Here is a 12,651-nt window from a genome sequence, read left to right on the forward strand (position 1 = left end):
GGAACGCACGCGACCTGCCGAGGTCGGTAACATCGAGGGGTGCCACCGTCTGGTGGCGCCCTTTCCACTGCCCTCTCGAGCCGCTAGGAGCGCGCACCGTGTCAGACGTCTTCTCGTCACCCTTGTCCATCACTCTCGACGGGGAACGGACCACGGTGGAGACGGGCACGACCGGCGCAGACCTGTTCCAGGGTCGCCGCGACGTCGTCGTGCTGCGCGTGAACGGTCAGCTCAAGGACCTCGACACCCCCGTCGCCGAGGGCGACGAGGTCGAGGGCGTGACCATCGACTCGCCCGACGGGCTCGACGTGCTGCGCCACTCCGCGGCCCACGTCCTGGCCCAGGCGGTCCAGCAGGTCAACCCCGACGCCAAGCTCGGCATCGGCCCTCCCATCCGCGACGGCTTCTACTACGACTTCGACGTCGAGACCCCCTTCACGCCCGAGGACCTCAAGGCCCTCGACAAGGCCATGGCCCGCATCGTCAAGGACGGCCAGACGTTCAAGCGTCGCGTCGTCACCGAGGACGAGGCCCGTGCCGAGCTCGCGAACGAGCCGTACAAGCTCGAGCTGATCGGGCTCAAGGGCTCGGGCTCGGCCGACGACGCGGGGGAGGGCGTGTCGGTCGAGGTCGGCGCGGGCGAGCTCACCATCTACGACAACGTCCGTCGCGACGGCACCGTCGCCTGGAAGGACCTGTGCCGCGGCCCGCACCTGCCCAGCACGCGCCTGATCGGCAACGGCTTCCAGCTCATGCGCAGCGCGGCCGCCTACTGGCGAGGCAGCGAGAAGAACCCGCAGCTCCAGCGCGTGTACGGCACGGCCTGGCCCACCAAGGACGAGCTGCGCGCGTACACCGAGCGTCTGGCCGAGGCCGAGCGCCGCGACCACCGCCGCCTGGGCGTCGAGCTCGACCTGTTCTCGTTCCCCGACGAGATCGGCTCGGGGCTCGCGGTCTTCCACCCCAAGGGCGGGATCATCCGCAACGAGATGGAGGAGTACTCGCGCAAGCGGCACATCGAGGCGGGCTACTCGTTCGTCAACTCCCCGCACATCACCAAGGAGAAGCTCTACCAGGTCTCCGGGCACCTCGACTGGTACTCCGAGGGCATGTACCCCCCCATGCACCTCGACGAGGAGCGGGACGCGGACGGCACGCTGCGCCGCGCCGGGCAGAACTACTACCTCAAGCCCATGAACTGCCCCATGCACAACCTGATCTTCGACGCGCGCGGCCGCTCGTACCGTGAGCTGCCGCTGCGCCTCTTCGAGTTCGGGACCGTCTACCGCTACGAGAAGTCCGGCGTGGTGCACGGCCTGACCCGTGCCCGCGGCTTCACGCAGGACGACGCGCACATCTACTGCACGCGCGACCAGATGAAGTCCGAGCTGACCGACGCCCTGAACTTCGTCCTCGACCTGCTCAAGGACTACGGGCTCGACGACTTCTACCTCGAGCTCTCGACGCGCGACCCCGAGAAGTCCGTCGGCACCGACGACGCCTGGGAGGAAGCGACCGAGACGCTGCGCCAGGTCGCCGAGGAGTCGGGCCTGGCGCTCGTGCCGGACCCGGGCGGCGCTGCCTTCTACGGTCCCAAGATCTCCGTCCAGGCCAAGGACGCGATCGGTCGGACGTGGCAGATGTCGACCATCCAGCTCGACTTCAACCTGCCCGAGAAGTTCGACCTGGAGTACCAGGCGTCGGACGGCACGCGTCAGCGCCCCGTCATGATCCACCGTGCGCTGTTCGGCTCGATCGAGCGCTTCTTCGCGGTGCTCACCGAGCACTACGCAGGCGCGTTCCCGGCCTGGCTCGCGCCGGTCCAGGTCGTCGCGGTCCCTGTCGCGGAGCCGTTCAACGACTACCTGGCCGACGTCGTCGCGCAGCTGCGCGCCCAGGGCATCCGTGCCGAGGTCGACTACTCGGACGACCGGTTCGGCAAGAAGATCCGCACGGCCAGCACCCAGAAGGTGCCGTTCGTGCTCATCGCCGGTGGCGAGGACGTCGAGGCGGGTGCGGTGTCGTTCCGCTACCGCGACGGACGTCAGGACAACGGCGTGCCCGTCGCCGAGGCCATCGAGCGGATCGTGTCTGCGGTCCGCGAGCGCAGCCAGGTCTGACGCGTGACGTCGGACGGCGCGGGGGCCGGGTACTCGGTCGAGGGGCCCGAGGGGCATCCTCGGTTCGACGACGGGATGGACCGGTTGTGGACGCCGCACCGCATGGTCTACATCGGTGGGCAGGACAAGCCGGCCGACGACCGTTCGTCGTCGTGCCCGTTCTGCCGGGTCCCTGCGTCGTCCGACGAGGACGGGTTGGTCGTGGCGCGTGGCACGTGGTGCTTCGTGGTGCTCAACCTGTACCCGTACAACCCGGGCCACCTCATGGTGTGCCCGTACCGGCACGTGTCGGACTACACGGACCTGACGCCCGAGGAGACGGACGAGCTGGCGCGGCTGTCGCAGCAGGCGATGCGGGTGACGCGTGCGGTGTCGGGTCCTGACGGCTTCAACCTGGGCATGAACCAGGGGGCGGTCGCAGGGGCCGGCATCGCGGCGCACCTGCACCAGCACGTGGTGCCGCGCTGGTCGGGGGACGCGAACTTCCTGCCGATCGTGGCGCACACCAAGGCCGTCCCGGAGCTGCTGGGGGACACGCGTGCCCGGTTGGCGGCGGCGTGGGACGGCGTGGGCCCGGCGGCGGCCGGCGACGACGTGGTTGACGAGGACGACGTGGCGCCGGTGGCGCCCACAGCTGAGGAGAGCTAGATGTTCGGTCGGCTGCGCGCCGTCGTGACGAGGTTGTTCACGCCGATCGCGGCGTTCCTGCTCCGTGCCGGCGTGTCCCCGGACGCGGTGACGGTCGTGGGCACGCTCGGGGTCGTGGCGTCCGCCCTGTGGTTGTTCCCGACGGGGCACCTGTTCGCGGGGACCATGGCGATCATGGTCTTCGCGTTCTCGGACGCGCTCGACGGCGTGATGGCCCGGCAGGCCGGGCGCTCGGGGCCGTGGGGGGCGTTCCTGGACTCGACGCTGGACCGTCTGGCGGACGCGGCGATCTTCACGGGGCTCATCGTGTGGTTCGTCCGCACGGACAACACGTGGGGCATCGCGGTGGGACTCGCGTGCCTGGTCCTGGGGTCGGTGGTGCCGTACGCGCGGGCACGGGCCGAGGGCCTGGGCATGACGGCTGCGGTCGGGATCGCCGAGCGGGCGGACCGTCTGGTCGTGACGCTCGTCGCGGCGGGGCTCGTGGGCCTGGGCCTGCCGGTGACGGTGCTGGTCGTGGTGCTGGGGCTGCTCGCGGCCGCGAGCGCCGTGACGGTCGTGCAGCGGATGGCGACGGTGCGTCGTCAGGCGGTCGCCGCTGCCGGGGCTGCGCCGTCCGAGGGTGGTGCCTGAGGTGGGGGTGAGTGCGGACAAGGCGTTCACGTTCGCGTGGCGCAATGCGCACAAGGTGCCGGAGCCGGTGCTGCGTGGGTTGTTCACGGTGATCGCGGACGTGGCGTGGGCGTCGCGCAGGGGTGGTGTGCCGCAGCTCGAGCGGAACCTGGCGAGGGTGCGGCCTGACCTGGACGTGCGGGGGCTGCGCCGGTTGAGCCGGGCGGGCATGCGTTCGTACATGCGGTACTACCGGGAGGCGTTCACGCTGCCTGCGGCGTCTGCTGCGCAGATCGAGGCGCGGGTGCGGCTGGAGGGGTACGAGAACTGTCTGCGGTTCACGTCGCAGGGGGTCACTCCGGTGCTGGCGCTGGGGCACACGGGCAACTGGGACCTGGCGGGGGCGTATGCGACGCCGCACATCGCCCCGGTGCTGACGGTCGCGGAGCGGCTCGAGCCGGAGGAGCTGTTCCAGGAGTTCCTGGCGTTCCGCAACTCGTTGGGGATCGAGATCCTGGCGCTGGGTGACGGGGACGTGTTCCGTGAGCTGATGCGCGGTGCGCGGGGGCCGGGGAAGCTGATCCCGTTGCTCGCGGACCGTGACCTGACGTCGCGGGGCGTGGAGGTGGACCTGTTCGGTGAGCGGGCTCGGGTCGCGGCGGGGCCGGCGGCGCTGGCGGTCTCGACGGGGGCGCCGTTGCTGACGGCGTCGATCCGGTACGAGCGGTTGACGGGGGTCCGGCGTCGTGCGGCGGGGACGCCGTGGGGGATCGTGATCCGGTTCTTCCCGCCGGTGGCCGTCCCGGAGGGGGTGCCGCGCAGCGAGCGGGTCGCGGTCATGACGCAGGCGTGGGTGGACCATCTGGCGGAGGGGATCGCCGCGGACCCGGAGGACTGGCACATGCTGCAGAAGGTGTTCGTGGCGGACCTGGACCCGGAGCGGTATGCCCGGACGAGGGCGAAGGACGCGCAGGGTTCTACTGGTGGAGGGGCGGTGGGCTCGGTATGAGCCTGAAGGTCGGGATCGTGTGCCCGTACTCGTTCGACGTCCCGGGTGGTGTGCAGTTCCACATCCGGGACCTGGCGGAGGCGCTCATGGCGCAGGGGCACGAGGTGTCGGTGCTGGCCCCTGCGGACGAGGACACCCCGATCCCGGACTACATCACGTCCGCGGGTCGTGCGGTGCCGGTGAAGTACAACGGCTCGGTGGCGCGCATGACGTTCGGTCCGGTCACGGCGGCGCGCGTGCGCCGGTGGTTGGACGCGGGGCAGTTCGACGTGCTGCACCTGCACGAGCCGGTGACGCCGTCGTTGAGCATGCTGGCGCTGTGGATCGCGCAGGGTCCGATCGTGGCGACGTTCCACACGGCGCTGATCCGTTCGCGGGCGCTGCAGGTGGTGTACCCGTTGGTGCGGCAGAGCCTGGAGAAGATCTCGGCGCGCATCGCGGTCTCGGAGGACGCCCGGCGCACCCTGGTGGAGCACATGGGGGGCGACGCGGTCGTCATCCCGAACGGGGTGTACGTCGACACGTTCGCCGACGCGCAGCCGTCGGCGAGGTGGCAGGGGACGCCGGACGCGCCGACGATCGCGTTCCTGGGGCGCCTGGACGAGCCGCGCAAGGGGCTGCCGGTCCTGACGGCCGCGATCCCGCGCATCCTGGAGCAGGTCCCGGGGGCGCGGTTCCTGGTCGCCGGTCGCGGTGACCAGGGGCGCGCGGACGCCCTGGAGGCGTTGGGGGAGGCCGCGAGCGCCGTGGAGTTCCTGGGGTCGATCTCGGACGGGGAGAAGGCGTCCCTGCTGTCGTCGGTGGACGTGTACATCGCGCCGCAGACGGGTGGGGAGAGCTTCGGGATCGTGCTGGTGGAGGCGATGAGCGCGGGGGCGTGCGTGGTGGCCTCCGACCTGGGGGCGTTCCGGCGGGTCCTGGACGAGGGGGAGGCGGGGGCGTTGTTCCCGGTGGGGGACTCGGCGGCGTTGGCGCAGACGGTGCTGCGGGTCCTGGCGGACCCGGAGGGTCGGGTGCGGTACTGCGAGCGGGCGATCTCGTTCGTGCGCCGGTTCGACTGGTCGACCGTGACGGCCGAGGTCCTGGCGGTGTACGAGATGGCGTTGGCGGCCTCGGACGCGGTGATCCCGGTGCACGAGGACCCGGCGTCGTTGCGCGGCGGTCGTCGTCTGGGGTTGTGGCCCCGCCCTGAGCAGGAGAGGAACCCGTCGTGACGTGGTCGGAGATCGCCATCATCGTGGTGGCCGTGGTGCTGGTGGCGGGCTGGGCCCTGTGGGTCGCGGCGTCGCGTCTGGACCGGTTGCACCGCAAGGTCATGGCGTCGCGCCTGGCCCTGGACGCGCAGCTGGAGCGGCGGGCGTCGGCGGCGCTGGACCTGGCGGGCGCGGGGGAGCTGGACCCGGCGAGCTCGGTCCTGGTCGCGGAGGCGGCGTACGCGGTCCTGGACGACGACCTGCGCATGCGGGAGATCGCGGCCGCGGTACCGGGCCTGGCGGAGCTGGTGGGGGCGCCGGAGGGGGTGCGCCGGCCCGACGGCGGCGCTCCGGTCGTGCAGGCGCCGCGCCTCCTGGCGGGGGTGGGGATGCAGCGGGCCATGGCGGAGAGCGACCTGTCGGCCACGTTGCGCTCGGCGCTCGAGGACCCGCAGGAGGTCGCCGAGATCCGGGCCTCGCCCCTGGGGGCGGAGCTGCTGGCCGCGTTGGCGGGGGCCTGGTACCGGGCGCAGATCGCCCGCCGGTTCCACAACGAGGCCGTGGCGCAGACGCAGCGCCTGCGTCGTACCTGGTACGCCCGGGCGTTCTCCTTGGCGGGGCACGCCCCGATGCCGGTCACGGTCGAGCTGGACGACGCCTGGCCGCCGGCCCTGGACCGCAACCCCTGACCGGTGGCGCCTGCCGCTGCGCTGCCCGAGGGGTGGTCGCCGCTCCGTAGACTGGGCGGTGACGTGCAAGCATGTCGGCGGCGCGAGCGTGACCCCTGCTCGTGCGTCCCAACGTGAAGATTCGAGGTTTCGCGGTGTCCGTGGAGATTTCCGGCGAGAACAGCCCGCAGGCGTCCGACGTGGTCGGCTCGGCCAAGGTCAAGCGCGGCATGGCCGAGATGCTCAAGGGCGGCGTCATCATGGACGTCGTCACCCCCGACCAGGCGAAGATCGCCGAGGACGCGGGAGCGGTGGCCGTCATGGCCCTCGAGCGTGTCCCGGCCGACATCCGCGCGCAGGGCGGCGTCTCGCGCATGAGCGACCCGGACATGATCGACGGCATCATCGCCGCGGTCTCGATCCCCGTCATGGCCAAGGCGCGCATCGGTCACTTCGTCGAGGCGCAGGTGCTGCAGGCCCTGGGTGTCGACTACATCGACGAGTCCGAGGTCCTGACCCCGGCGGACTACGCCAACCACATCGACAAGTGGGCCTTCGAGGCGCCGTTCGTGTGCGGGGCGACGAACCTGGGCGAGGCCCTGCGGCGCATCACCGAGGGTGCGGCGATGATCCGCTCCAAGGGCGAGGCCGGCACGGGCGACGTGTCCAACGCGACCACGCACATGCGCACCATCCGCGCCGAGATCCGCCGCCTGACGTCCCTGCCGGAGGACGAGCTGTTCGTCGCGGCCAAGGAGCTCCAGGCGCCGTACGAGCTGGTCAAGGAGGTCGCCGCCACGGGCAAGCTGCCCGTGGTCATGTTCACCGCGGGCGGTATCGCGACCCCGGCCGACGCGGCCATGATGATGCAGCTCGGCGCCGAGGGCGTGTTCGTGGGCTCGGGCATCTTCAAGTCGGGCAACCCGGCCCAGCGTGCGGCCGCGATCGTCAAGGCCACCACGTTCTACGACGACCCGGCCGTCCTCGCGGACGTCTCGCGCGGCCTGGGCGAGGCCATGGTCGGCATCAACGTCGACGACATCCCCGTCCCGCACCGCCTCGCCGAGCGCGGCTGGTGACTCCCGCTGCAGGTCCGGTGACGTCCCGGTGACACCGTGACGACCGGCGCGCAGGACGGGCCGGAGGGCCACGTCCCGTCCGGGGTGGGCGCACCCGTTGCGCCCGCCCCGGCGGCGTCCCCCGCCGCCCCGACGCCGGTGCCTCCCAGCACGCTCGGCCCCGACTGGGTCCTGGGCCCGGACGGCATGCGCCACCGGCGCGGTGCCCGCGTCCTGCTGATCGACGCCCGCGACCGGGTCCTGCTCGCCCGCGGCCACGACACCGACCAGCCCGGCCGCTCCTGGTGGTTCACCATCGGCGGCGGCGTCGAACCCGGCGAGAGCGACCGGGACGCGGCCCTGCGCGAGGTCCTCGAGGAGACGGGCCTGCGCCTGGACCCCGCCGGGCTCGAGGGGCCCGTGTGGACCCGGTCGGCCATCTTCGACTTCTACCGTGAGCGCTGCCGCCAGGACGAGGTGTTCTACCTCGCCCGCCTCGGCGACCAGCACACGAGCCGGCCCCTGACCCGTGACGGGTGGACCGAGATCGAGCACGACGTCGTCGACGAGATGCGCTGGTTCACGCTCCCCGAGCTGCGCACCGTGACCATCGAGGTCTTCCCCGCCGGTCTCGCCGACCTCCTCGAGCCCCTGCTCGACGGCTGGGACGGCCGCACCCGCCACCTCGGCGAAGCCACCGAGTAGCCCGCCCGGACCCGGGCGCCCACGGCGAGCGCCGCCGTCGGGCACCTCGCACCCCGCCCCCGCCCAGCCCGTACGATGGGCGATCGTGAAACCGGTCATTGGAGTCCTCGCCCTGCAGGGCGACGTCCGCGAGCACGTGGCAGCCCTCGAGGCGGCCGGCGCCCGTCCCGTCGCGGTGCGCCGCCCCACCGAGCTCGCCGCGCTCGACGGCCTCGTGATCCCCGGCGGGGAGTCGACCACGATCGACAAGCTGCTGCGGATCTTCGAGCTGTTCGACCCGCTGCGCGCCGCGATCGCGGCCGGGCTGCCGGTGTACGGGTCGTGCGCGGGCATGATCCTGCTCGCCGACCGGGTGCTGGGAGCCACGCACGACCAGCAGACCCTCGGCGGCCTGGACGTCACGGTGCGCCGCAACGCGTTCGGGCGCCAGGTCGACTCGTTCGAGTCCTCGGTCGAGATGGTCGGTGTCCCGGGCGGCCCCGTGCCCGCCGCGTTCATCCGCGCCCCCTGGGTCGAGGAGGCCGGTCCCGCGGTCCAGGTCCTGGCCCGCACCCGGCACCGCGGAGCGGGCGCGCCCGAGCCGTCCACGGGGACGGGTGACGTCGCAGGTAGAATCGTCGCAGTACGTCAGGGAACGTTGCTCGCCACCTCCTTCCACCCCGAGATCACGGGCGATGCGCGGGTGCACGAGCTCTTCGTCGCAATCGTGAAGGAGTAACAGGGGTATGTCAGGACACTCCAAGTGGGCTACGACCAAGCACAAGAAGGCCGTGATCGACGCCAAGCGCGGCAAGCTGTTCGCCAAGCTCATCAAGAACATCGAGGTCGCGGCCCGCACGGGCGGCGGTGACCTCGCCGGGAACCCCACGCTCTTCGACGCCGTCCAGAAGGCCAAGAAGTCCTCGGTCCCCAACGACAACATCGACCGCGCCCTCAAGCGCGGCTCCGGCCAGGAGGCCGGCGGCGCCGACTACCAGACGATCATGTACGAGGGCTACGGCCCCGGCGGCATCGCCGTCCTCGTCGAGTGCCTCACGGACAACAAGAACCGTGCCGCCGCAGAGGTCCGCATCGCGTTCACGCGCAACGGCGGCCAGCTCGCGGACCCGGGCTCGGTGTCCTACCTGTTCTCCCGCAAGGGCGTCATCGTGGTCCCCAAGGAGGGCACCACCGAGGACGACGTCATGGAGGCCGTCCTCGAGGCGGGCGGCGAGGAGGTCACCGACGAGGGCGACACGTTCGAGGTCCTCACCGAGGCCACCGACCTGGTCGCGGTCCGCACCGCCCTGCAGGACGCGGGCATCGAGTACGACTCCGCGGACGTCGTCTTCCACCCGTCCATGGAGGTCGAGGTCGACGCCGAGGGCGCCCGCAAGATCCTGCGCCTCATCGACGCCCTCGAGGACAGCGACGACGTGCAGAACGTCTACGCGAACTTCGACGCGAGCGACGAGGTCATGGCCGAGCTCGAGAACGACGACTGAGCACCCTGGTGTGACGAAGGGCTCCCACGCGACCGCTCGCGTGGGAGCCCTTCGTCGTGGGCGGCCCGTGAGAGGGTGAGCGCGTGCGCGTGCTCGGAGTGGACCCAGGCCTGACCCGCTGCGGCATCGGCGTCGTCGACTCCCTGCCGGGACGGCGCGCCCGCATGGTCGCGGTCGGGGTCCTGCAGAGCCCGCCCGACATGTCGGTGGACCTGCGCCTGCTCACCATCTCCCAGCGCCTGGACGCCTGGATGGACGAGCACGTCCCCGACGTCGTGGCCGTCGAGCGCGTCTTCGCCCAGCACAACGTCAGCACCGTCATGGGCACCGCACAGGTCGCAGGCCTCGCGATGGTCGCCGCGGCCCGCCGCGGGGTCCCCGTCGCGATGCACACCCCCAGCGAGGTCAAGGCCGCCGTGACCGGCACCGGGCGCGCCGACAAGATCCAGGTCCAACGCATGGTCGCCCGCATCCTCGAGCTCGCCGAGCTGCCCAAGCCCGCCGACGCCGCCGACGCCCTGGCCCTCGCGATCTGCCACCTGTGGCGCCCCGCCGGGGCCCTGCAGGGCGGGGACCGCCACCAGCTCACGCCCGCCCAGCGCGCCTGGGCCGCGGCCGAGCAGGCCTCGCGCGGACCCCGCCGCTGACCGCGTCCCCACCGGGGCGCACCGGCCCCGGTGAGCACGGGCGGTGCCGGGGGAGCGAGCCCGACGGCGAGGCTCACCCCGGCCGGCCGCGTCCCGTTGCTAGAGTGGCCGGGGTTTCGTACAGGTGTTCGGGGTCGGCCGCAGGCGGTCGGCACCCGCGAGGAAGCATGGAGGCACAGTGATCGCATCGCTGTCGGGCACGGTCGCGGACGTCCGCCTGGACCGCGCCGTCATCGACGTGGGCGGCGCCGGGGGAGCCGTGGGCTACCTCGTGCACGCGACCCCCGCGACGCTGTCCGCGCTGCGCGTGGGCGAGCCCGCCCGCCTCGCCACGAGCATGGTCGTCCGGGAGGACTCGTTCACGCTCTTCGGCTTCGCCGACGACGACGAGCGCACCGTGTTCGAGGCCGTGCAGACCGTCAGCGGCGTCGGGCCCCGCCTGGCCCTGGCCATGCTCGCGGTCCACACCCCCGACGCCCTGCGCCGCGCGGTCGCGGGCGAGGACATCGCCGCGCTCATGCGCGTGCCCGGGATCGGCCGCAAGGGCGCGCAGCGCATCGCGCTCGAGCTCGGCGACAGGCTCGGCGCCCCCACCGGCACCGACCCGGACACCGCGCCCGGTGCGCCCGGCAGCGTGGTCGACGACCAGCGCGACCAGGTCGTGCAGGCCCTCGTCGGCCTCGGGTGGAACCCCAAGGCCGCCGAGGACGCCCTCGCCACCGTCCTGACCCAGGCCGGCGCCGACGCCGTCGCCCCCGACGAGATCGCCGGCGCCCTGCGCGCCTCGCTGCGCGTCCTGGGCGGCCCCCGTGGCTGACTTCGACCGCGTCGGCTACGAGGACGGCCACGAGCCGTTCACGTCCGAACGCATCGTGACCTCGACCGCGGACGACCTCGAGCGCGCCGCCGAGGCCGCGCTGCGCCCGCGCCGCCTCGAGGAGTTCGTCGGCCAGCTCGTCGTGCGCGACCAGCTCTCGCTCGTCCTGCAGGCCGCCCTCGCCCGCGGCGCGACCCCCGACCACGTCCTGCTGTCCGGGCCGCCCGGGCTCGGCAAGACGACCCTCGCGATGATCATCGCCGCCGAGCTCGGCACGTCGCTGCGCGTCACGTCCGGACCCGCGATCCAGCACGCGGGCGACCTCGCCGCCGTCCTGTCCTCGCTCGAGGAGGGCGAGGTCCTGTTCATCGACGAGATCCACCGCCTCGCACGCCCCGCCGAGGAGCTGCTGTACGTCGCGATGGAGGACTTCCGGGTCGACGTCGTCGTCGGCAAGGGCGCCGGGGCCAGCGCCATCCCGCTGTCCCTGCCGCCCTTCACCGTCGTGGGCGCGACCACGCGCGCCGGGCTCCTGCCCGCGCCCCTGCGCGACCGGTTCGGGTTCACCGGACACCTCGACTTCTACTCCGCGGAAGAGCTCGAGCGCGTCATCATCCGCTCGGCCGGACTGCTCGGCGTCGAGATCAAGCACGCCGCCGCGCACGAGATCTCGGGCCGGTCGCGCGGCACGCCCCGCATCGCCAACCGTCTGCTGCGCCGCGTGCGCGACTGGGCGCAGGTCCGCGGCGACGGCACCATGGACCTGCGCGCTGCCCGCGCGGCCCTGGAGGTCTACGAGGTCGACGAGCTGGGCCTCGACCGCCTCGACCGGGCCGTGCTCGGCGCCCTGTGCACGCGCTTCGGGGGAGGGCCCGTGGGCCTGAGCACCCTCGCCGTGACCGTCGGCGAGGAGTCGGAGACGGTCGAGACCGTCGCCGAGCCCTTCCTCGTGCGCGAGGGCCTGATCGGGCGCACGCCCCGCGGCCGCGTCGCGACCCCCGCCGCGTGGGCCCACCTCGGCCTGACCCCGCCCGACCCCCTCGCACCGCGCGGACCGGGCGGCGTCGTCGGGCCCCGCAGCGGTTCAGGACGCTCGGGGGGAACCCTGTTCGACACGGGGGCCTAGACTGGGGGAATCTGAGCGGCGGAACTCCACGGCCGGACGGTTCGTTGGTGATCCGTACGCGTGCGCCTAGACTGCCGCGCAGATTCCCGCACAGAACAGGAACCGGTTTCCCCGCCATGGACTTCAGCCTCATCATCATCCTCGCCCTCGCCGCAGGCGCGATGTTCCTCATGACCAGCCGGTCGCGCAAGGCCCAGAAGGAAGCAGCCGCCTTCCGCACCAACCTGGCCCCCGGCCAGGAGGTCATGACCGGCTCAGGACTGTTCGGCACCATCGTCGACGTCGACGAGGAGAAGGACATCATCACGATCGAGTCCACCCCCGGCACCCAGACGCGCTGGCTCCGCGCCGCGATCGCCAAGCTCGTCGAGCCGCCGGTCGAGGAAGAGGTCACCGAGGTCGAGGGCACCGACGTCACCGACGAGCAGGACCCGGCCTACGGCGACGCAGGCCAGACCTCCTCGCCCCAGGACGACACGCTCGACGTCCCGGACGACCTGTCCGGGCTCACCGACAAGCCGGGGGACAAGCGGGACGACGGCACCGACAGCAAGTGACACCACG

At 72.4% G+C, this 12,651-nt stretch carries 14 protein-coding genes; all 14 read left to right on the forward strand.

Features of this window, described 5'->3' with window-relative positions; all coding sequences use genetic code 11:
* Positions 1-98 precede the first annotated feature (98 nt).
* Positions 99-2,120 carry a threonine--tRNA ligase gene (gene thrS, locus H9623_RS11450; protein WP_193720175.1) on the forward strand — a complete coding sequence of 674 codons (2,022 nt, stop codon included), beginning with the start codon at positions 99-101 and terminating at the stop codon, positions 2,118-2,120.
* A 75-nt stretch (positions 2,121-2,195) separates the two neighbouring features.
* Entirely contained in the window at positions 2,196-2,768 is a 573-nt protein-coding gene (locus H9623_RS11455; protein WP_193720251.1) for an HIT family protein, read from the forward strand.
* A complete protein-coding gene (pgsA, locus tag H9623_RS11460; RefSeq protein ID WP_193720176.1) occupies positions 2,769-3,401 on the forward strand; it encodes a phosphatidylinositol phosphate synthase in 633 nt (210 codons plus the stop codon).
* Position 3,402: 1 nt separating this feature from the next.
* Positions 3,403-4,389: a phosphatidylinositol mannoside acyltransferase gene (locus H9623_RS11465; protein WP_407671901.1), complete on the forward strand. Its 987-nt coding sequence runs from the start codon at positions 3,403-3,405 to the stop codon at positions 4,387-4,389.
* A 2-nt stretch (positions 4,390-4,391) separates the two neighbouring features.
* A complete protein-coding gene (locus H9623_RS11470; protein ID WP_193720252.1) occupies positions 4,392-5,603 on the forward strand; it encodes a glycosyltransferase family 4 protein in 1,212 nt (403 codons plus the stop codon).
* Positions 5,600-6,271, forward strand: coding sequence for a hypothetical protein (locus H9623_RS11475; RefSeq protein WP_193720178.1), 672 nt, complete (start codon positions 5,600-5,602; stop codon positions 6,269-6,271). Before H9623_RS11470 ends, H9623_RS11475 begins: the two co-directional genes overlap by 4 nt.
* 140 nt (positions 6,272-6,411) lie before the next feature.
* The gene (gene pdxS, locus H9623_RS11480; protein ID WP_193720253.1) at positions 6,412-7,329 is read left to right on the forward strand and encodes a pyridoxal 5'-phosphate synthase lyase subunit PdxS; all 918 of its coding nucleotides are present in this window, start codon (positions 6,412-6,414) and stop codon (positions 7,327-7,329) included.
* A 36-nt stretch (positions 7,330-7,365) separates the two neighbouring features.
* The gene (locus tag H9623_RS11485; protein WP_321575415.1) at positions 7,366-8,013 is read left to right on the forward strand and encodes an NUDIX hydrolase; all 648 of its coding nucleotides are present in this window, start codon (positions 7,366-7,368) and stop codon (positions 8,011-8,013) included.
* 82 nt (positions 8,014-8,095) lie between these two features.
* Positions 8,096-8,731: a pyridoxal 5'-phosphate synthase glutaminase subunit PdxT gene (gene pdxT, locus H9623_RS11490; protein ID WP_193720254.1), complete on the forward strand. Its 636-nt coding sequence runs from the start codon at positions 8,096-8,098 to the stop codon at positions 8,729-8,731.
* 7 nt (positions 8,732-8,738) lie between these two features.
* Positions 8,739-9,497: a YebC/PmpR family DNA-binding transcriptional regulator gene (locus H9623_RS11495; protein WP_193720179.1), complete on the forward strand. Its 759-nt coding sequence runs from the start codon at positions 8,739-8,741 to the stop codon at positions 9,495-9,497.
* An 83-nt stretch (positions 9,498-9,580) separates the two neighbouring features.
* On the forward strand, positions 9,581-10,144 hold the full coding sequence (gene ruvC, locus H9623_RS11500) for a crossover junction endodeoxyribonuclease RuvC (RefSeq protein WP_193720180.1): 564 nt from the start codon (positions 9,581-9,583) through the stop codon (positions 10,142-10,144).
* A gap of 178 nt (positions 10,145-10,322) precedes the next feature.
* A complete protein-coding gene (ruvA, locus tag H9623_RS11505; RefSeq protein ID WP_193720181.1) occupies positions 10,323-10,961 on the forward strand; it encodes a Holliday junction branch migration protein RuvA in 639 nt (212 codons plus the stop codon).
* A 52-nt stretch (positions 10,962-11,013) separates the two neighbouring features.
* Positions 11,014-12,087: a Holliday junction branch migration DNA helicase RuvB gene (gene ruvB / locus H9623_RS11510; protein WP_407671904.1), complete on the forward strand. Its 1,074-nt coding sequence runs from the start codon at positions 11,014-11,016 to the stop codon at positions 12,085-12,087.
* Positions 12,088-12,203: 116 nt separating this feature from the next.
* Positions 12,204-12,644 carry a preprotein translocase subunit YajC gene (gene yajC / locus H9623_RS11515; RefSeq protein ID WP_193720183.1) on the forward strand — a complete coding sequence of 147 codons (441 nt, stop codon included), beginning with the start codon at positions 12,204-12,206 and terminating at the stop codon, positions 12,642-12,644.
* Positions 12,645-12,651 lie beyond the last annotated feature (7 nt).

This window comes from Oerskovia douganii, assembly GCF_015142735.1.
GTDB classification, from domain to species: Bacteria; Actinomycetota; Actinomycetes; order Actinomycetales; family Cellulomonadaceae; genus Oerskovia; species Oerskovia douganii.

Coding starts and splice junctions, on each gene's coding strand:
- H9623_RS11455 (WP_193720251.1), top strand. CDS start 2,196: ATGGACCGGTTGTGGACGCCGCACCGCATGGTCTACATCGGTGGGCAG.
- pgsA (WP_193720176.1), top strand. CDS start 2,769: ATGTTCGGTCGGCTGCGCGCCGTCGTGACGAGGTTGTTCACGCCGATC.
- H9623_RS11495 (WP_193720179.1), top strand. CDS start 8,739: ATGTCAGGACACTCCAAGTGGGCTACGACCAAGCACAAGAAGGCCGTG.
- yajC (WP_193720183.1), top strand. CDS start 12,204: ATGGACTTCAGCCTCATCATCATCCTCGCCCTCGCCGCAGGCGCGATG.